The organism is Caballeronia hypogeia, assembly GCF_001544875.2.
GTDB classification, from domain to species: domain Bacteria; phylum Pseudomonadota; class Gammaproteobacteria; order Burkholderiales; family Burkholderiaceae; genus Caballeronia; species Caballeronia hypogeia.
On record NZ_FCOA02000045.1, the window covers coordinates 1 to 18,617 of the forward strand.

Here is an 18,617-nt window from a genome sequence, read left to right on the forward strand (position 1 = left end):
GTGTGAAAGTAGGTAATCGTCAGGCTCCTCATGCCGAAAACAAAAACCCCACCCCACAAAGGTGGGGTTTTTGCGTTGGAAGGTCCGAAATCGCTGAATCGCGAGCGTCGGACGGCGGGATGCCTTGCCATCCAGCGCTAAAATCTCTCTTCGTATTTCCCACGGCAACGTCCGCCCAGTCCCCATGCTACGTCTAAGCGAAATCAAGCTCCCGCTCGATCATCCCGAATCGGCTATCGAAACCGCGGTTCTCGCGCGTCTTGCGGAGATCGACGTCGGCAAGAACGAACTCGTGCGATTTCACGTATTTCGCCGCGCACATGACGCGCGCAAGAAGGCCGACATCAAGCTGACGTACATCATCGATGTCGAATTGCAGGACGAAGCATCCGTGCTGCAACGTTTCGATGGTCGTCCGCATCCGCATGTCGCGGTAACGCCGGACATGGCGTATCGCTTCGTGGCGCAAGCACCGGCGCATTCGACGCTGCTGCGGCCTGTCGTCATTGGCATGGGGCCGTGTGGATTGTTCGCTGGTTTGATCCTCGCGCAAATGGGCTTCCGGCCGATCATCCTGGAGCGCGGCAAGGCCGTGCGCGAGCGGACGAAGGACACATGGGGCCTCTGGCGACGCAACGAACTGAATCCCGAGTCGAACGTGCAGTTCGGCGAGGGCGGCGCGGGAACATTCTCCGATGGCAAGCTCTACAGCCAGATCAAGGACCCGAAACACTATGGCCGCAAGGTGCTCGATGAATTCGTGAAGGCCGGCGCGCCCGAAGACATTCTGTTCCTGAGCCGTCCGCACATCGGTACGTTCCGGCTCGTGAGCATGGTCGAGAAGATGCGCGCGCAGATTCATCAGCTCGGAGGCGAAGTTCGATTCCAGCATCGCGTCGAGGATATCGAGATCGATAACGGCAAGGTGCGCGGACTCAAGCTTTCGACCGGCGAAACGCTGCGCTGCGATCACGTCGTGCTCGCTGTCGGCCACAGCGCGCGCGATACGTTTCAGATGCTGCACGACCGTGGTGTCTATATGGAAGCCAAGCCGTTCTCGCTCGGGTTTCGTATCGAACATCCGCAGGGCTTGATCGATCGCGCGCGCTTCGGCAAATTCGCTGGTCACGAAATGCTCGGCGCGGCGGACTACAAGGTCGTCCATCACTGCAGCAACGGGCGCGCCGTCTACAGCTTTTGCATGTGCCCGGGCGGCACGGTCGTCGCGGCGACATCGGAGCCGGGGCGCGTCGTCACGAACGGCATGAGCCAGTATTCGCGCGCCGAGCGCAACGCGAACGCGGGCATCGTCGTGGGCATCACGCCGGACGACTACCCTGGCGGTCCGCTCGCCGGCATCGATTTCCAGCGCAAGTGGGAAGAGCGCGCGTTCGAACTCGGCGGCGGTGATTACTCGGCGCCGGGGCAGCTGGTGGGCGACTTCATCGCGGGGCGGCCTTCGACCTCGCTCGGTTCGGTCGTTCCGTCGTACAAGCCGGGCGTTAAGCCGACCGACCTCAGCACTGCGCTGCCCGATTACGTGATCGAGGCGATCCGCGAAGCCTTGCCGGAACTCGACAAGAAGATCAAAGGTTTCGCGATGCATGACGCCGTGCTGACTGGCGTCGAGACGCGAACATCCTCTCCGCTGCGGCTGCGTCGGAAGGACGACTATCAGAGCATGAACGTCGAGGGCCTGTATCCGGCAGGCGAGGGCGCGGGATACGCGGGCGGAATCTATTCGGCCGCGATCGATGGAATCGAAGTGGCCGAGGCCGTCGCGAAAAGCATGATGGCGAGCCAAGCGGCGACCGCATGAAAAAAGCGCGCCGGGACACGGCGCGCTCTTGCTCACATCGGCACGAAGCCGGGGAATCAGATCAAGTCACCACGCCCACCTGCCAGGGCACGAACTCGCTCTGTCCGTAACCGTGGATTTCGCTCTTCGACGCCACGCCCGACGCGCAGTCGAGCATCATCTGGAAGATCTGCTCGCCGAGCTGTTCGATGGTCGCGGAGCCGTCGATCACGCCGCCGCAGTTGATATCCATGTCCTCTTCCTGCCGCTCCCACAGCGCGGTGTTGGTCGCGAGCTTGAGCGAAGGCGAGGGGGCGCAGCCATAGGCAGAGCCGCGCCCGGTCGTGAAGCAAATCAGGTTCGCGCCGGACGCGACTTGTCCCGTCGCCGACATCGGATCGTAGCCAGGCGAATCCATGAACACGAAACCCTTCGCGTCGATGCGCTGCGCGTACTCATACACTTCGACGAGATTCGTCGTCCCGCCTTTCGCGACCGCGCCGAGCGATTTTTCGAGGATCGTCGTCAAGCCGCCGACCTTGTTGCCCGCCGACGGATTGTTGTCCATCGCCGCGCCGTTGCGCTCGCAGTACTCTTCCCACCACTTGATGCGCGCGAGCAGCTTTTCGCCGACTTCGCGGCTCACGGCGCGTCGCGTCAGCAGATGTTCCGCGCCATACACCTCGGGCGTCTCGGAAAGAATCGCCGTGCCGCCGTGCGCGACGAGTTTATCGACCGCCGCGCCCAGCGCCGGATTCGCCGAAATCCCCGAATAGCCGTCCGATCCGCCGCACTGCAATCCGACGATCAGATGCGACGCGGGCACCGGCTCGCGTTGCACGCGATTCGCATCGGCGAGCATCTCCTTCACCAACGCGATGCCGCGTTCGATCGTCTTGCGCGTGCCGCCGCTGTCCTGAATCGTGAAACTCTTGAGCTTCTCGCCGTCCTTCAGGCCGCTCGATTCGAGCACGCCCGCGATCTGATTCGTCTCGCATCCCAGCCCGACGAACAGCACCGAATGAAAATTCGGATGCACCGCGTAACCCGACAGCGTGCGCCGCAAAATCTGCAAGCCTTCGCCCAGCGTGTCGATGCCGCATCCGAGACCGTGCGTCAGCGCGATCACGCCATCCACATTCGGATAATCCGCGAGCGCTTCCGGATGCACGTCGCGCCGGAAGTGATCCGCAATCGCGCGCGCGACCGTCGCCGAACAGTTCACGCTCGTCAGCACGCCGACGAAATTGCGCGTCGCCACGCGACCGTCTTCGCGGCGGATGCCCATGAAGGTCGCGGGTGCATCGACGAACGGCGTCGGATGTTTGTCTATGCCGAATTCGTGCTCTCGCGCGAAATCGGCCATCGACAGATTGTGCGTGTGAACGTGCTGTCCGCGCGAAATCGCCTCGCGCGCCACGCCGATGATCTGGTTGTAGCGCTTCACGGGCGCGCCCGCGGCGATGTCGCGCGTCGCGATCTTGTGGCCCGGCGGAATCAGGCCGGCGACGACGAGATCCTCCGACGCGACCCGCGCGCCGGAGAGCAACTGACGCGTCGCGATCACGACGTCGTCGTTGGGATGCAGCCGGATGACCGCATGGTCGGTGGATGTGGTGGACATGATCTTTTACTTAGATGGTGGACGGAGCGCGCCCGTCGGTGCGCGCTTTTTCCTCTTCTTCGGCGCGATTGAGCGGTTCGATCTTGCCGACGATTACAAGATAGCTGAACGCGCCGAGGAAGCAGAAGCCGCCCGCGACGCACAGCGGAATCACGAACGAGCCCTTGGTGATCGCGAGCATCACGCCGGTGAAGGTCGTGATGACAATACCCGCCAGGTTCGACGCGAAATTCTGAATGCCGCCGATCGACGCGACGTGATCCGGCGTCGGCGCGACGTCGCTGGGCAGCGACCAGATCGATGCGGCCGCGAACGCAAGGCTCGCGTAAGCGATGCCGAAGAACGCGAGCATCAGATAGATGTTGGTGACGAACGCGCACAACGTGATCACCGACGACATCAGCATGCCGCCGACCATGCAGGTCTTGCGCGCCGCCGTGAGGCTCCAGCCGCGCTTGAAGAGCGAATCCGACACGACGCCGCCGAGCCAGCCGCCGGGAATCGACATGAGCGCGGGAATCGTGCCGAGCGTGCCGAGCGACTTGAGCGAGAAGCCATGCGCCTGCACGAGATAGCTCGGGAACCAGGTGATGAAGAAGTAGATGACGAAGTTCAGGCAGAAGAAGCCGAGCATCATGCCCCACAGCGTGCGGTACTTGAACAGCGAGCCCCACGACACCTTGTTCTTCGGCGCGACCGGCACCGGCGCGACGTCGGTTTCGCCGGTCAGATCGCCTTTCGACTTGTTACGGTAGATGAGGAACCAGCCGAGAATCCACACGAAACCGATCACGCCGGTGATGACGAACGACGCCTCCCAGCCGAACGAGCTGATGATGAGCGCGACGACCGGAATCGACAGCGCCGAACCCACGCGCGAGCCGGAATCGAAAATACTCGTGGCGAACGCGCGCTGATCCTTCTTGAACCATTGCGACACGAGCTTCGCGCACGACGGATACGCGCCCGCTTCGCCGATGCCCAGCATCAGGCGGCAGCCGAACATGCCCATGACGCTCGACGCGACCGCGGTCAGCGCCGTGAACACCGACCACCAGCCCACCGCGAGCGGCAGCGCGATGCGCGCGCCGACGCGGTCGACGAACCAGCCGAACGGCATCTGCATGAGCGCGTAGCTCCAGAAGAAGCCGCTCAGGATGAAGCCCATTTCAGCCGGGCCGATGTTGAGCGCTTTTTCGATCTGCGGCGCGGCGACCGCGAGATTGGCGCGATCGATGTAATTGATCGCGATGGCCAGGAAGGCCAGAAATATCACTACCCAACGCATTTTGCGCATTGCTTGTCTCCTCCGGGATGGGGCGGCATTTTCATGTTTGGCGACTTGACCGCGATGCCGGCGCGGCGCGTCGTGATTCGAAAACAGTCGTACCGCTCTTCAGGCGGTTTTGAGCGCGCCACGCAGACGCTTTTGTTCGATGTCGAGCTTCAGTTCGCGCGCCAGATCGATCACGGGCTGAAAACGGCGAACCTTTTTCTCGTCGTGATTGCGCGCGATGTCCGCGAGACGGTGCACCAGAAAGGGATTCTCGAAGCGGTCGCGCACGCTCGCGAGATAGTCCGTCGCGACTTCGCGCTGGCCGAGCGCCGTGAATACCGGCAGCACCTCGTCGCGCCACACGGCTTCGAGCGGATCGCGGAACGCTGGATCGCGCATCGCGTCGAGCACGGTCATGTCGGGCGAGCCTTCGCGCGCGCGCCAGATTTCCGCGAGCATCGTGTGGCCGAGATTGAGCATCAGGAGCTTCAGGCGTTCGTAGTGCGCGAGATCGTCGGTGATGACGATGTCTTCGTGCTCGCACGGCAGCGTCATGCCGGCCTTTCGCTCGATCGCCCACAGCGCATACGGCTCCGCGATCGCGCCGACTGGCTCGATCGGTTCCGAAACAATCCGGTCGACGAGCGAATTCACCCACACGCAGTCTTTCGTCAGATAGCCGATGAACGCGTCATCGACCTGCCAGCCGCGCGCCACGCCGACAACCAGGTCGCGCAGCGTGTCGCCGTTGCGCGAAACGAGTTCGCACGGCAAAAGCGTGATCGGCGCCGCGCCCGCCTGAAAGCGCGCATGCAGCAACACCGCGAGCTTCGCCGCGAAGCCGCGCGGCGTGCGCTGGCCGTCGAGAAGATCGGCGCTGTCTTCATCGAAGAGCGCGTAGCCGGCGTCCGCCGTGTTCGAAACGATCACTTTCACGTCGCGCTTCACGCGCTCGATCAGTAGTGGCCAGTCCTCGTTCGCGTGCAGCGCTTCGGTGATCGAATCGCATTCGACGGTCGTATCGACGGTTTCGTCGCGGCGGCGTCCGCGAATGCGCACCGGATAGCGGCCGGCGGCGCGCAAGGCATCGACGCGCGCGCGGCTGTCGGCGCTGGACGTGGTCTGCACGACCGTGATCTTGCCGAGGGCCTTCGCCGGATCGCGGCGCGCCGCGTCGGCGACAAAGAAATCCACGTGGGCTTGCAGGAAACGGCTCGTGCCGAACTGGAGAATCGGATTGCTCATCGTGGTGGCATGTTGTCTGGGAACGGTTCCAGATCGACGCAAAAATATCGGCCGCCTGGCCTTACCGGATTGCATACTAGTGTCTTGAAATAGAATTGGTCAAGCCACTTTAAAGCGGTCAAAATGTGTCGAACGCCCGTCCCACGGTGCGTCAACCCTTTCGCTGATTACAATCCACGTTTTCCCCGAGACGAAAAAGCAGGAGTCGCACGTGAGTGTCAAACCAGCCGAAACGCGCCGCCTCTATTTACAGATCGCCGACAAGTTGCGCGGGTTGATCGAACAGAAGGATTTCGCACCGAACGGCCGTCTGCCGTCGGAGCGCGAACTGGCGCAGACGCTCGGCGTGTCGCGACCATCTGTGCGCGAGGCGCTCGTCGCGCTGGAGTTGGAGGGGCGCGTCGAAATCCGCATGGGCTCGGGCGTGTATATCGTCGCGGCGCCCGCCGCCAAGCCGCCGACGAGCGAAGGCGAACTGGGCGAAAGCCCGATCGAGATCATGAACGCGCGCAGTGTGATCGAAGGCGCGATCGCCGCGAGCGTCGCGCCGTTCGCCAAGCCGAAGGAACTGAAAGCGCTGCGTGCGGTATTCGAGATGATGGCCCGGGAAGTGGATAACGGTCAGGTTCCGCAGGCTGCCGATCGCGCGTTTCACATCGCGATTGCGCAGATGACGGGCAACGACGTGCTGGTGCGCACGGTTGGCAGTCTGTACGACGAGCGACACAGTCCGTTATCGTCGACGCTGCGGGGACACTTCGAAGGAGAGGAAACCTGGGCCGCCGCGCTGGGCGAGCATCGGGAGATTCTGGAAGCGCTGGAAGCGCGCGACGCGATACAGGCACAGGCCGCCATGCAACGGCACATGCGTCAGTCCGCGGCGCGTCTGATGACCAGGCGCAAAAACTGACCCCAGCGCGCGCTCGGAACGCGCGCCGGTTTTGCAGCGATGACCGCGTCAGCCCGGGTAGGCCTCATCGACCTTCAGGCCGGCCAGCTTGAAGATGACGCGCAGTGTCTGCGGCGCGATCTCCCGGCGCGAGGCGAGCGTTGTCAGGACGAAGTCCATCACCTTGGCGTACTTCAGCATCGTCAGGCACGACTCGATGTCCGTTGCACCGTCGCGCATCGATTCGGCGAGGCGCAACATTTCCACGGAAATCTCTCGGGCCATTTCCAGTTCGAGCTGCTGCTTTTCACTCCACGCGGGCATCGCGGTCAGCGCCGCGAGCATTTCCTGAAACTGCTTTTCTGCTTTCTTGTCCGGGATCGCATCCATCGCCGTCCTCTCATGTTCGTGGCGCCGGCGAGTCGCATTCGCCGCGCTGTGCGTTAGGTGTTACGTAACAGGCCGGACGCGGGTGACAACGCTCCACGTGTCGAGGCGCAGCCTGTTACCAGCTTGTTGCTCCTGCGTGCTGCATCGGTACGTGGGCTCGAGGCCACGCTGTGTCGTCTCTTCCAATGGCCTCATTGTCGGACGATGCACAAAATGTTCCATGCGTTTCTATCGCAACGCATTGGCCGATGAGCCAGTGCCGGAACAAGAGCGTCTTCGCGCTTTTGGGTAAACTTCCCCTTTTGAGACGGCAGAACCAGCGGTTAGCGCACATTCGGCGCGAACATGCTCCGCTTTTCATTCACCACGTCACTATCACGATGGCCAAGAAGTCTTCCGAGTCGGCTCCGGGCACACCCGACCCCTCCACCAAACACGAAATCCGCCCCGGCCAGTCCATCGAACTGCTGAAGGAGCTGCACATCCTCACGCGCGACGGCAAGATGAACCAGGACAGCCGCCGCAAACTGAAACAGGTGTATCACCTCTATCAGTTCATCGAACCGCTTCTCGCCGAAGTGCATGCGCGCCAGGGGGCCGTATCACTGGTCGACCACGGCGCGGGCAAGTCTTACCTTGGCTTCATTCTCTACGATCTCTTCTTCAAGACTCTGCGCGATCGGTCACACATCTTTGGAATCGAGACGCGCGAGGAGCTGGTAAAAAAATCCGAGGAATTGGCGCAGCGCTTGGGGTTTACAGGGATGTCGTTTCTGAATCTGTCGGTGGCCGAATCAATTGATTCCGATCGTCTACCTGATTCGATCGATGTCGTCACCGCGCTGCACGCATGCAATACCGCTACCGACGACGCGATCCAGTTCGCTCTGCAGAAGAAAGCGAAATACATCGTCGTGGTGCCGTGCTGCCAGGCGGAAGTCGCTTCCGTATTGCGCAAAAACAAGCAGCATTCGCTGTCGAAGAACGTACTCACGGAAATGTGGCGGCATCCGCTGCACACGCGCGAATTCGGGAGCCAGATCACGAACGTGTTGCGCTGCCTGCAACTCGAATCGCATGGCTATCAGGTGACAGTGACGGAACTCGTCGGCTGGGAACACTCGATGAAGAATGAACTGATCGTCGCGCAGTTCAAGGATTTGCCGCGTGGCCGGCCGGCGCAGCGGCTGTCGGACGTGCTCGAAACGCTCGGACTGGACGAACTGCGCGAGCGATTCTTCGCGCCCGCGCAGTAATCACTTCTTTTCGTTCATCCACGCTGCGAAGCCTTCATGGCCGAGGCGTCGCAGCGTGTCTATGTTTCGTTCATAGATGTCCGATGCATCGGGAAAGGCGTCGACCGCGCGGTCGATGCTCGCTTCGCGCAACAGATGAAATATCGGATACGGTGCGCGATTCGTGTAGTTGTCGATATCGTCGGGCGCGGCGCCTTCGAACTGATAGTGCGGATGAAAACTCGCGATCTGCAATTCGCCCGCCAGTCCCAGTTGATCGAGCAGGCGCTCGGCGAAAAATAATGCGTCGTTGTAGTCGGAGAAATCGGCGAACGCGTGCGGCGTGATCAAAAGCGTCGTGTCGACGGATTCCGGATCGGTGTCGCGCAGCAGGCGAAGTTCATCGGTCAGTTCTACGACCAGATCTTCCACGCCGTGCGCCTCGCTCACCACATAGCGAATCTGTTTTTTAACATGCACGCTCTTGGCGAATGGGCACAGATTGAGTCCGATCACCGCGCGGGTGAGCCAGTGCTGGGTGGCCGCGATCACCTCGTCGCGGGTGCTGCTGTCAGTCATGAACCTTCCTGTTTTCGATGCGTGGCGCACGCCACGTCGATCAGCGTGCGTGCGATGCGCGGCGCCGCGCGCAGCGGACCCGATCCCGGACCGTATGTCTGGCTCGTCGCGTAGATGCCGTCGACCAGCAATGCGATCGATTCCGCCAGTTCCGCGGGATTATCCGCTCCCGCCGCCGTGGAAATCTCGACGAGCCGCGTCATCAGATAACTTTTGTTGCGCTCGACCAATTGCCGTGCCGGATGCGCCGGATCGCCGAACTCGCACGCGATGTTCACGAACGGGCAGCCGCGATAATCCGGCGACGACGCGCGTTTCACCAGATCTTCGAGCCCTTGAATCAGTTGCATCGCCGGGTCGTCCGGATGCTTCGCTACGCTCGCCTCGAAGCGCCGGCGAAATCCTTCGTCCATGCGCTCCAGATACGCGACGACGAGCTCGTCCTTCGACGCGAATTGCCGATACAGGCTCATCTTGTTGACGCCCGCGCGCTCCACGACGGCATCGACGCCGATCGCGCGAACGCCGTCGCGATAGAACAGTTCCTGCGCCGCGTCGAGCAGTTGCTCCTGCGCGGTCGCGCCGTCGGTGCGGACACCGCGCCGGCTGGGGTTTTTCGGCTGCTCTGTTGTCGATCGTGTCAAAGTCGGTCCCTCGAAATTTCGCTGCGTGCTTGACATGTTACCGACCAGTAACTAAGCTCGCAACTCTGATGTGACAGAGCGGTAACGAAAGTTCTAGCCAGAGACAAAAATCAACGAAACGGAGCAGCGATGAATTGGGTTGCGAGACGGCTGAATGGCCGGGTGCACTACGGCTGGGTCGCGGTGGGCGTCGTGTTTTTCGTGCTGCTGGCCGCGGCCGGCACGCGCGCGACGCCGAGCGTCATGATGCTGCCGCTGGAAAAGCAGTTTGGCTGGTCGCGCGGCACGATCTCGCTGGCCATTTCGATCAATCTCGCGCTTTACGGACTGGCCGGCCCGTTCGCGGCGGCGGCGATGCAGCGCTTCGGCGTGCGTCCGACCGTGCTCGCCGCGCTCGCGACGCTGGCGGCGGGCGTCGGCATTTCGTCGATGATGACCGAGCCGTGGCAGATGGTGCTCGTCTGGGGCGTGATGGTCGGCAGCGCGACGGGCGTCGCGGCGCTCACACTTTCCGCGACGATCGTGAACCGCTGGTTCACCACGCATCGCGGCCTCGCGATGGGCATTCTCACCGCCAGTTCCGCGACTGGCCAGCTCGTGTTCCTGCCGTTCCTCGCATCGATTTCGGAGCACTACGGCTGGCGGCCGGTGGTGTTCGTGGTCGCGGCGGCGGCGGCGGTCGTCCTGCCGTTCGTCGCGTGGCTTCTGCCCGAGCGTCCGGCTGACATGGCGCTGCGGCCCGTCGGCGAAAAGGCCGATCTGCCGCCGGGCGCCTACACGCCGCCGAAGAATCCGATCAAGCTCGCGTTCAGCACGCTCGGCTCCGCCAGCAAGACGCGCGATTTCTGGCTGCTGTTCTTCAGCTTTTTCGTCTGCGGCGCGAGCACGAACGGTTATGTCGGCACGCACCTGATCGCGATGTGCTCCGACTACGGCATGACGCAAGTGCAGGGCGCGACGCTGCTCGCTGCGATGGGCATTTTCGACCTGTTCGGCACGACGCTTTCCGGCTGGCTCTCCGACCGTTTCAACGCGCGCGTGCTGCTGTTCTGGTACTACGGGCTGCGCGGGCTGTCGCTGATTTATCTGCCGTACGCGTTCGGCATCGATTTCTTCGGTCTGCCGCTGTTCGCCGTGTTCTACGGCCTCGACTGGATCGCGACCGTGCCGCCGACCGTGCGCCTCGCCACGGATGTCTACGGCAAGGAATCGGCGCCGATCGTGTTCGGCTGGGTCGTCGCGGGCCATCAGCTAGGCGCGGCTTTCGCGGCGCTGGGGGGCGGCATGCTGCGCTCGAGCCTCGGCAGCTACACCGTCGCGACGATGATCTCGGGCGGCCTGTGTCTCGTCGCCGCGGTGACCGTGTTGCGCATCAATCGGGCGAATCGGTCGATGGGCGTGGCCGCGACCTGAGGCGCTGCACGGCCGCGTGAGCTTGTTTATCCTTGTCGCTTGCCGATTCAACCGACAAGGAAAGAAACATGACCACGAAACCCGCTCCGACCGACATCGACATCCACGAACTGATCGCCGGTCGCTGGAGCCCGCGCGCGTTCGCCGACAAGCCGGTCGATCGCGCGCAGTTGCATCGGCTGCTGGAGGCGGCGCGCTGGGCGCCGTCGTCGAACAACATGCAGCCTTGGCGCTTCATCGCGTTCGACCGTCATCGCGACGAAGCCGCGTTCAACCGCGCGTTCGACACGCTCGCGCCCTCGAATCAGAAGTGGAACGCGCATGTGCCGCTGCTGGTTTGCGTGGCGGCTTATTCGCTGACGCCGAAGAACGAACCGAACAAGACCGCGCTCTACGACACCGGCGCCGCCGCGATGACGCTGGTCCTGCAAGCTCACGCGCTGGGCCTCGCGACGCATCAGATGGGCGGCTTCGACCGCGACGCTTTCCGAGCGGCGTTCTCGATTCCCGACGAGGTGCAAGTCATCGCGATGGTCGCGATCGGCCATTTCGGCGACGCCAGCCAGCTCGACGAAGCGTTGCGCGAACGCGAAGCCGCGCCGCGTGCGCGCAAGCCGCTCGGCGAAACGGCGTTCGAAGGCGCGTGGAACAAGGCGTTCGAGTAAGCGTGGTTCAGTGCTCGTCCGCCGCCGAAAGCGGACGAGCGACATCTTCCAGCGACTTGCGCTCCGCCGCGACGCCCCAGATGCCCGCCACGACCGCCGCCGCGATCATCAGCGCCGAGCCGATCAGATAGCCGATGAACACGGCGCCCCGTTCGTGCGTATCGATCAACTGGCCGAACAGCGTCGGTCCGATGATGCCGCCGAACGCCGTGCCGAAGGCGTAGAACACGGCAATCGCCAGTGCGCGAATCTCGAGCGGGAAGGTTTCGCTCACCGTCAGATAGGCGGAACTCGCCGCCGCCGAGGCGAAGAAGAAAATCACCATCCACGCGATCGTCTGCTCCGTCACCGTGAGCATGCCGCGCATGAACATCCAGCCGCTGATCGTCAGCAGGACGCCCGAAATCGCGTACGTGAAGGCGATCATCCGGCGCCGGCCGAGCACGTCGAAGAGCCTGCCGAGCAGCACGGGGCCGAGGAAGTTGCCCGCCGCGAACGGCAGCACATACCAGCCGATTTGATCGCCCGGCACCTTGTAGAAGTCGGTGAGCACAAGCGCGTAGGTGAAAAAGATCGCGTTGTAGAAAAACGCCTGCGCGGTCATCAGCATCAGTCCGACGAGCGAGCGGCTGCGATTCGCCTTGAAAAGCGTATGCACGACTTCGCGAATCGGCGTTCCCTCGCGGGCGCGCAGGCGCAGCGGCTTTATATGCGTATTGGGAATCTCGACGCCATGCTGACGAAAATGCGCCTCGATTTCCTCGACGACCTGTCTCGCTTCCTCCGCGCGGTTGTGCGTGATGAGCCAGCGCGGGCTCTCCGGCACCCACATCCGCATGAAGAGAATCGTGAGGCCGAGCGCCGCGCCGATCAGGAAGCACGCGCGCCAGCCCCAGTCGGGCGGCAGCATGCCCGGGTCGAGCAGCACGAGCGACCCCGCCGCGCCAATTCCCGCGCCGATCCAGAACGTGCCGTTGATGGCGAGGTCGGTCCAGCCGCGCAGTCGCGCGGGCGTGAATTCCTGGATCGTCGAGTTGATCGCGGTGTACTCGCCGCCAATGCCCGCGCCAGTGAGAAAGCGGAACAGCACGAAGGTCGCGAGATTCCACGAGAACGCGGTCGCAGCGGTCGCGGCGACGTAGAGAAACAGCGTGATGAAAAACAGCTTGCGCCGGCCGAGCCGGTCCGTGAGCCAGCCGAAACCGAGCGCGCCGAGTACGGCGCCCGCGATATACGCGCTGCCCGCGACGCCAACATCCGCATTTGAAAACTGCAATGCCGGGCTCGTCTTGAGCGCGCTCGCGACCGCGCCGGCGAGCGTCACCTCGAGGCCGTCGAGCAGCCAGGTGATGCCGAGCGCGCACACGATCAACGTGTGAAAACGCCCCCACGGCAGACGATCGAGCCGTCCCGGCAGATCGGTTTCGATGATCTCAGGACGCTCGCTGGCTGGATCGCTCAAACGGTTCTCCTGCGGATTGTCGCGCTGCGCGACGGTTTCGCTCATGGACTTCCGGACGTGCTTTCGACTTCGCTTTGACTGCGACGACGCACGCAAAATAGTGAATAAATTGCTACACGGCGAGCAAGTTGCATTCCGCTTTTATCGATTAAACTCAGTGGTTTAAAAATAAACGAAACACGGTTGATGCGTCTCCCGGAACGTGATAAAAACGCCGTCCATGTTTGAATGCGGCGCTCTCCGACGGCGCCGCCGAAGCCCATGACTTATTGCGCGATCGATTTCGGCACGTCCAATTCCGCCGTCGCTCTTCCCGATGGCCTGTCGATTCGGCTGGCGCCCGTCGAGGGCGACGCCACCACGCTGCCCACGTCGGTGTTCTTCAACACCGACGAGAATAACCAGTCGTACGGCCGCGCGGCGCTGGAGGCGTATATCGACGGTTTCGACGGCCGTCTGATGCGCTCGATGAAGAGCATTCTCGGCTCGCCGCTCGCCGATAACAGCACCGACCTGGGCGACGGCTCCGCAATCAAATACACCGACGTCATCACGCTCTTTCTGCAGCATCTGAAGCAGAAGGCGCAGGCGCTCGCCCCTGAGCCGCTCACGCGAGCGGTGCTCGGCCGCCCGGTGTTTTTCGTCGACGACGATCCCAAAGCCGACCGCATGGCGCAGAAGCAGCTCGAAGCGTGCGCGCACGCCATCGGTCTGCGCGAGATTCACTTCCAGTACGAACCGATCGCCGCCGCCTTCGACTACGAAGCGGGCCTGACGAACGAGGGGCTCGTGCTGGTCGCGGACATCGGCGGCGGCACCTCGGACTTTTCGCTCGTGCGAGTGGGACCGGAACGCGCCCGGCATCTCGAGCGCAAGGACGACGTGCTCGCGCATCATGGCGTGCACGTGGCCGGCACGGATTTCGACCGCCGCGTCGAACTCGTGACCGTGCTGCGGGAACTCGGCTATCAGTCGCTCGATCCCAAGGGACGCGAACTGCCCAGTTCCGTGTATTTCGATCTCGCGACCTGGCACCTGATCAACACGGTCTACACGCCCAAGCGCGTGAGCGAATTACAACTGATGCGCCATCTCTACTCCGACACGCGCCATCACGACCGTCTGATGCGCGTAGTGGATCGGCGGCTCGGTCACGCGCTGACTGCGCACGCGGAAGAAGCGAAGATCGACGTCGCGGCGGGTGGCGTCACCGAAATCGACATGGAAGAGGTCGAAGAAGCGCTGCGCGTGGCCTTCGATGAAGCGCAACTGATCGCGGCGGGCGCGGACGAGACGCGGCGCATCGTCGAGGCGGCGCAGGAAACGCTCAAGCGCGCCGGCGTCGCGCCCGGCGACGTCGGCGCCATTTATTTCACTGGCGGCACGACCGGCTTGCGGTTCCTGTCGGAGGCACTGTCGGCGGCTTTTCCCGGCGCGCAACCGGTGTTCGGCGATCGCCTCGCCAGCGTGGCGAAGGGACTCGGCATCTACGCCCAGCGCGTGTTCGCCTAAGGGCACGCCGGAGCCATTGGCGCAAAAACAAAAAAACCCCGCCTAGGCGGGGTTTTTTCATACGAATTCTCGCGGGTCTTAGACCGGCTTGATGTTCGCGGCTTGCTTGCCCTTCGGGCCAGTCTTCACTTCGTAGGAAACCTTTTGGTTTTCCTGAAGCGTCTTGAAGCCTTCGATGCGGATTTCCGAGAAGTGCGCGAACAGATCTTCGCCGCCGCCATCCGGAGTGATGAAGCCAAAGCCCTTTGCGTCATTGAACCACTTGACGGTACCGGTTTCCATGTTACTTGTTCCAAAAAAATGATGAATAAGGCCGAAGCCCAAGGGTGCGGAAAATCAAGGAAGGGGCAATGGGACCAACCGGAGTACCGTGATGGCGAACTCGAAAGAACCAATTCACTCGCCACTTGAAATCCTGCAAGAAGCTTTATACGGCGAAACGATATCCGGGTCAATTAATTTCCGACAACTCTGAGGGGATATTTTCGGGATAGGCAACCAAAACTTACAAATCTTTCTGTGATGGGTCAGTTTTACTCAAAAACATCAAAATCAAGGTGAATCTTCTTCCCGACGTGCACTGCATTCGAAAGGTGCAACCGTTACACTACGCGCCATCTTAAAGGTTGCACCGAAACATCGGATCGCCGGGAACGGTTCTGGCATCCCGAGGCCGGGCGGTACGGTTGGCCGCGAGCGAAGCGCTGCGGCGCGAGACATGGAGAAAAAGATTTTGAAGAGTTCGATACAGAGAAATATCGGCCCGATGGCGCTGCTATTGACGGGCCTGGGGTCCATCATCGGTTCGGGCTGGCTCTTTGGGGCATGGAAAGCCGCGAAGATTGCAGGACCGGCCGCGATCGTCGCGTGGGTGATCGGCGCGGTGGTCATTCTGGCGATCGCCCTGACCTACGCCGAACTCGGCGCAATGTTCCCCGAGTCCGGCGGCATGGTGCGCTATGCGCGCTATTCGCACGGCGCGCTCGTCGGCTTCATCAGCGCGTGGGCGAACTGGATCGCGATCGTCTCGGTCATTCCGATCGAAGCCGAAGCATCGATTCAATATATGAGCACCTGGCCCTATGACTGGGCGCACGCGCTGTTCGTCAACGAATCGCTGACGCCGATGGGCATTGCGCTGTCGGCCGTGCTCGTGATCATCTATTTCATGCTGAACTACTGGGGCGTGAAGGTGTTCGCGCGCGCCAATTCGGCCATCACGATCTTCAAGTTCCTGATTCCGGGCGCGACCATTGCCGGCCTGATCTTCACGGGCTTCCATTCCGAGAACTTCGGCACGACTTCCAGCTTCGCGCCGTACGGCTGGCCCGCCGTGCTGACGGCGGTGGCCACCAGCGGCATCGTGTTCAGCTTCAATGGCTTTCAGAGCCCGGTGAACCTCGCGGGTGAGGCGCGCAATCCGGCGCGCAGCGTGCCGTTCGCCGTGATCGGCTCGATTCTGCTTGCGCTTGTGATCTACGTGCTGCTGCAGATCGCGTATATCGGCGCGGTGAGTCCGACCGATGTGACGAAGGGCTGGTCGCACTTCAACTTCGCGTCGCCGTTCGCGGAACTGGCGCTCGCGCTGAACCTCAACTGGCTCGCGATCCTGCTGTACGTCGACGCCTTTGTCAGCCCGAGCGGTACAGGCACGACTTACATGGCGACGACCACGCGCATGATCTACGCGATGGAGCGCAACGGCACGATGCCGAAGCTCTTCGGCAGCGTGCATCCGTTCTACGGCGTGCCGCGCCCGGCGATGTGGTTCAACTTGTTCGTCGCGTTCGTCTTTCTGTTCTTCTTCCGCGGCTGGAGCTCGCTGGCGGCAGTGATTTCGGTTGCGACCGTCATTTCATACCTCACCGGACCGGTCAGCCTGATGGCGCTGCGCCGCGCGGCCACCGATCTCGACCGCCCGCTCAAGCTGCCGCTGATGGGCCTGATCGCGCCGTTCGCGTTCGTGTGCGCGTCGCTCGTGCTGTTCTGGGCGAAGTGGCCGCTCACGGGCGAAATCATTCTGCTGATGGTCGTCGCGCTACCGGTGTATTTCTACTATCAGGGCAAGATGGGCTTCTCGGGCTGGGGCCGCGATCTCAAGGCCGCGTGGTGGCTGATTACGTATCTGCCGTCGATGGCGGTGATGTCGCTGATCGGCAGCAAGGATTTCGGCGGAAACGGGCTTCTGCCGTACGGCTGGGATATGGCCGCGGTCGCCATTCTCGCGCTGATCTTCTACTACTGGGGCGTGCACACGGGTTATCGCACCAAGTATCTCGACGAGCGCGAAAGCCGCGACGATATTCTTCACGAAGTCGGCGCGTAAGCGTTATTCGCGTAAAACGAAAACCCCGCCTGAGCGATCAGGCGGGGTTTTTCCTTTCAGCGACGCTTCGGGCTCAGTTATCCGTGAAGACGTAATTCGTCATCGCGAGCGCGCGCTGGAACGTGCCGAGCGACTGAATGCCGAGCCGGTAATCGTCCGCCGCCGCGCCGAGCGCGCTGAAAACCGGCAGCAGATGCTCGTCGGTCGGATGCATCAGCGCGGCGTGCGGCGCGCGGGTGCGATAGTCGAGCAGGGCGTCGATGTCGCGTTCCGCCAGACGGCTCTCGAACCAGCCGGTGAATTCGCTCACGCGCGGGTCGGCGTCTTCGGGGCGTGCGCTGAAATCGGCCATGCGCAGATTGTGCGTGATCTGCCCCGAACCGACGATCATCACGCCGTCATCGCGCAGATCGCGCAACGCGCGACCGATATGGAAATGGTGCGCGGCGTCGAGGCGCGGCTGAATCGAAAGTTGCGCGACCGGTATGTCGGCATCGGGAAACATCAGCAGCATCGGCACCCAAGCGCCGTGATCGAGGCCGTGCTCGGTCGTTGCGGCCGGAATGCCGTTCGCGCCGAGCAGCGCGGCGGCGCGCCGGGCGAGATCGGGCGCGCCGGGCGCAGGGTAGCGCAACTCATACAGCGCGCGCGGAAAGCCGTAGAAATCGTGGATGGTTTCCGGCCGCTCGGCCGTGCTGGCCACGGGCTGCACCGTGCCCCAGTGCGCGGAGAGCATCAGAATGGCGCGCGGGCGCGGCAACTCTGCGCCGAGCGAGGCGAAGTCGGCGGACGGCATCGACGGATCAATGGGCAGCGTCGGCGCGCCGTGGGAAATGAAAACGGTAGGCAGTCGGCTCATGGCGGCAAATTCCTGTGGTATCTGCCACCAATGTAGGGCCGCGACTTGCGTTGATAAACGGCCGATGCGGCAATGAATTGTGTCGCCGGCGTTGTTAATCCGTCTCGCCGCGCATGCCTTGCCAGGAGCGCGCGACCGGCGCGCCCAGTCCGAAAAGGTCGATCACGCGCTCGACGGTGTGATTCACCATCTCATCGATGCTCTGAGGCTTCTGATAGAACGCGGGTAGCGGCGGAAAAATCACGCCGCCCATTTCGGTGACGGCCGTCATATTGCGCAGATGCGCGAGATTAAACGGCGTTTCCCGCACGAGCAGCACGAGACGACGGCGCTCCTTGAGCACGACATCGGCGGCGCGGGTGATGAGGTTGTCGGAGAGACCGTGCGCGATGCTCGCGAGCGTGCGCATGGAGCAGGGCGCGACGACCATGCCGTCGGTCGCGAAGGAACCCGACGCGATGCTCGCGCCGACATCGCGCACGTTGTGGACGACATCCGCGAGCGCGTGGACGGCGGCGCGATCGAGATCGAGTTCGTGCTGGATATTGAGCCAACCGGCGCCGGAAACGAGCAGATGCGTCTCGACGCCGCCCAGCCGGCGCAGCGTTTCGAGGAGACGCACGCCGTAGATGGCGCCCGTTGCTCCGGTAATCGCGACGATGAGCCGTCGTTTCGCAGCAGCGGGCGCGCTCACTTGCGG

17 protein-coding genes are annotated in these 18,617 nt (G+C 62.7%); 7 read left to right on the plus strand and 10 right to left on the minus strand.

All coding sequences use genetic code 11. The annotated features are described in order from the left end of the window. The first annotated feature begins 184 nt into the window (after positions 1–184). Entirely contained in the window at positions 185–1,819 is a 1,635-nt protein-coding gene (locus AWB79_RS35070) for an NAD(P)/FAD-dependent oxidoreductase (protein WP_061172057.1), read from the plus strand. A 61-nt stretch (positions 1,820–1,880) separates the two neighbouring features. Here the strand turns inward: AWB79_RS35070 and AWB79_RS35075 are convergent, their stop codons facing one another. The 3 genes from AWB79_RS35075 to AWB79_RS35085 form a co-directional block, all read right to left on the minus strand. Further along, on the minus strand, positions 1,881–3,422 hold the full coding sequence (locus tag AWB79_RS35075) for a D-arabinonate dehydratase (RefSeq protein WP_061172058.1): 1,542 nt from the start codon (positions 3,420–3,422) through the stop codon (positions 1,881–1,883). A gap of 10 nt (positions 3,423–3,432) precedes the next feature. Further along, positions 3,433–4,719 carry an MFS transporter gene (locus AWB79_RS35080; RefSeq protein WP_061172059.1) on the minus strand — a complete coding sequence of 429 codons (1,287 nt, stop codon included), beginning with the start codon at positions 4,717–4,719 and terminating at the stop codon, positions 3,433–3,435. A 99-nt stretch (positions 4,720–4,818) separates the two neighbouring features. Further along, positions 4,819–5,943: a mannitol dehydrogenase family protein gene (locus tag AWB79_RS35085; protein ID WP_061172060.1), complete on the minus strand. Its 1,125-nt coding sequence runs from the start codon at positions 5,941–5,943 to the stop codon at positions 4,819–4,821. A gap of 211 nt (positions 5,944–6,154) precedes the next feature. Between AWB79_RS35085 and AWB79_RS35090 the strand changes: the two genes are divergently transcribed. Continuing rightward, entirely contained in the window at positions 6,155–6,853 is a 699-nt protein-coding gene (locus AWB79_RS35090; RefSeq protein ID WP_061172061.1) for a FadR/GntR family transcriptional regulator, read from the plus strand. Positions 6,854–6,901: 48 nt separating this feature from the next. Here the strand turns inward: AWB79_RS35090 and AWB79_RS35095 are convergent, their stop codons facing one another. Then, complete coding sequence (locus AWB79_RS35095) at positions 6,902–7,222, minus strand: hypothetical protein (RefSeq protein ID WP_061172062.1); 321 nt, start codon at positions 7,220–7,222, stop codon at positions 6,902–6,904. Positions 7,223–7,602: 380 nt separating this feature from the next. Here AWB79_RS35095 and AWB79_RS35100 point away from each other — a divergent pair, with 380 nt between their 5' ends. Continuing rightward, positions 7,603–8,478: a class I SAM-dependent methyltransferase gene (locus AWB79_RS35100; protein WP_061172063.1), complete on the plus strand. Its 876-nt coding sequence runs from the start codon at positions 7,603–7,605 to the stop codon at positions 8,476–8,478. On the opposite strand, the gene AWB79_RS35105 is transcribed toward AWB79_RS35100, so the two are convergent. Together AWB79_RS35105 and AWB79_RS35110 are read right to left on the minus strand one after the other, a co-directional pair. After that, positions 8,479–9,036 (minus strand): DUF1415 domain-containing protein, encoded by a 558-nt coding sequence (locus tag AWB79_RS35105; protein ID WP_061172064.1) that lies wholly within the window; start codon positions 9,034–9,036, stop codon positions 8,479–8,481. Next, the gene (locus tag AWB79_RS35110) at positions 9,033–9,716 is read right to left on the minus strand and encodes a TetR/AcrR family transcriptional regulator (protein ID WP_082862567.1); all 684 of its coding nucleotides are present in this window, start codon (positions 9,714–9,716) and stop codon (positions 9,033–9,035) included. Before AWB79_RS35110 ends, AWB79_RS35105 begins: the two co-directional genes overlap by 4 nt. A gap of 93 nt (positions 9,717–9,809) precedes the next feature. Between AWB79_RS35110 and AWB79_RS35115 the strand changes: the two genes are divergently transcribed. Then, a complete protein-coding gene (locus tag AWB79_RS35115) occupies positions 9,810–11,093 on the plus strand; it encodes an MFS transporter (RefSeq protein ID WP_061172066.1) in 1,284 nt (427 codons plus the stop codon). A 68-nt stretch (positions 11,094–11,161) separates the two neighbouring features. Beyond that, positions 11,162–11,758: a nitroreductase family protein gene (locus AWB79_RS35120; RefSeq protein WP_061172067.1), complete on the plus strand. Its 597-nt coding sequence runs from the start codon at positions 11,162–11,164 to the stop codon at positions 11,756–11,758. Positions 11,759–11,765: 7 nt separating this feature from the next. On the opposite strand, the gene AWB79_RS35125 is transcribed toward AWB79_RS35120, so the two are convergent. Next, positions 11,766–13,265 (minus strand): MFS transporter, encoded by a 1,500-nt coding sequence (locus AWB79_RS35125; protein WP_232471118.1) that lies wholly within the window; start codon positions 13,263–13,265, stop codon positions 11,766–11,768. Between the two features lie 216 nt (positions 13,266–13,481). Here AWB79_RS35125 and AWB79_RS35130 point away from each other — a divergent pair, with 216 nt between their 5' ends. Further along, complete coding sequence (locus AWB79_RS35130; protein WP_061172068.1) at positions 13,482–14,732, plus strand: Hsp70 family protein; 1,251 nt, start codon at positions 13,482–13,484, stop codon at positions 14,730–14,732. 78 nt (positions 14,733–14,810) lie between these two features. Here the strand turns inward: AWB79_RS35130 and AWB79_RS35135 are convergent, their stop codons facing one another. After that, positions 14,811–15,014: a cold-shock protein gene (locus tag AWB79_RS35135; RefSeq protein ID WP_007000074.1), complete on the minus strand. Its 204-nt coding sequence runs from the start codon at positions 15,012–15,014 to the stop codon at positions 14,811–14,813. A 451-nt stretch (positions 15,015–15,465) separates the two neighbouring features. Here AWB79_RS35135 and AWB79_RS35140 point away from each other — a divergent pair, with 451 nt between their 5' ends. Further along, positions 15,466–17,058 (plus strand): APC family permease, encoded by a 1,593-nt coding sequence (locus AWB79_RS35140; RefSeq protein ID WP_096031656.1) that lies wholly within the window; start codon positions 15,466–15,468, stop codon positions 17,056–17,058. A 73-nt stretch (positions 17,059–17,131) separates the two neighbouring features. Here the strand turns inward: AWB79_RS35140 and AWB79_RS35145 are convergent, their stop codons facing one another. Together AWB79_RS35145 and AWB79_RS35150 are read right to left on the minus strand one after the other, a co-directional pair. Beyond that, on the minus strand, positions 17,132–17,917 hold the full coding sequence (locus AWB79_RS35145) for a DODA-type extradiol aromatic ring-opening family dioxygenase (RefSeq protein ID WP_061172070.1): 786 nt from the start codon (positions 17,915–17,917) through the stop codon (positions 17,132–17,134). Between the two features lie 94 nt (positions 17,918–18,011). After that, positions 18,012–18,611, minus strand: coding sequence for a UbiX family flavin prenyltransferase (locus tag AWB79_RS35150; protein ID WP_061172071.1), 600 nt, complete (start codon positions 18,609–18,611; stop codon positions 18,012–18,014). Between the last annotated feature and the right edge of the window lie 6 nt (positions 18,612–18,617).

Excerpts from the sequence above, each read along its gene's own strand:
- AWB79_RS35085 (WP_061172060.1), bottom strand. The coding sequence starts at position 5,943 with ATGAGCAATCCGATTCTCCAGTTCGGCACGAGCCGTTTCCTGCAAGCC.
- AWB79_RS35080 (WP_061172059.1), bottom strand. The coding sequence starts at position 4,719 with ATGCGCAAAATGCGTTGGGTAGTGATATTTCTGGCCTTCCTGGCCATC.
- AWB79_RS35105 (WP_061172064.1), bottom strand. The coding sequence starts at position 9,036 with ATGACTGACAGCAGCACCCGCGACGAGGTGATCGCGGCCACCCAGCAC.
- AWB79_RS35145 (WP_061172070.1), bottom strand. The coding sequence starts at position 17,917 with ATGAGCCGACTGCCTACCGTTTTCATTTCCCACGGCGCGCCGACGCTG.
- AWB79_RS35070 (WP_061172057.1), top strand. The coding sequence starts at position 185 with ATGCTACGTCTAAGCGAAATCAAGCTCCCGCTCGATCATCCCGAATCG.
- AWB79_RS35130 (WP_061172068.1), top strand. The coding sequence starts at position 13,482 with ATGACTTATTGCGCGATCGATTTCGGCACGTCCAATTCCGCCGTCGCT.
- AWB79_RS35095 (WP_061172062.1), bottom strand. The coding sequence starts at position 7,222 with ATGGATGCGATCCCGGACAAGAAAGCAGAAAAGCAGTTTCAGGAAATG.
- AWB79_RS35115 (WP_061172066.1), top strand. The coding sequence starts at position 9,810 with ATGAATTGGGTTGCGAGACGGCTGAATGGCCGGGTGCACTACGGCTGG.
- AWB79_RS35120 (WP_061172067.1), top strand. The coding sequence starts at position 11,162 with ATGACCACGAAACCCGCTCCGACCGACATCGACATCCACGAACTGATC.
- AWB79_RS35100 (WP_061172063.1), top strand. The coding sequence starts at position 7,603 with ATGGCCAAGAAGTCTTCCGAGTCGGCTCCGGGCACACCCGACCCCTCC.
- AWB79_RS35075 (WP_061172058.1), bottom strand. The coding sequence starts at position 3,422 with ATGTCCACCACATCCACCGACCATGCGGTCATCCGGCTGCATCCCAAC.
- AWB79_RS35110 (WP_082862567.1), bottom strand. The coding sequence starts at position 9,716 with ATGTCAAGCACGCAGCGAAATTTCGAGGGACCGACTTTGACACGATCG.
- AWB79_RS35135 (WP_007000074.1), bottom strand. The coding sequence starts at position 15,014 with ATGGAAACCGGTACCGTCAAGTGGTTCAATGACGCAAAGGGCTTTGGC.
- AWB79_RS35125 (WP_232471118.1), bottom strand. The coding sequence starts at position 13,265 with ATGAGCGAAACCGTCGCGCAGCGCGACAATCCGCAGGAGAACCGTTTG.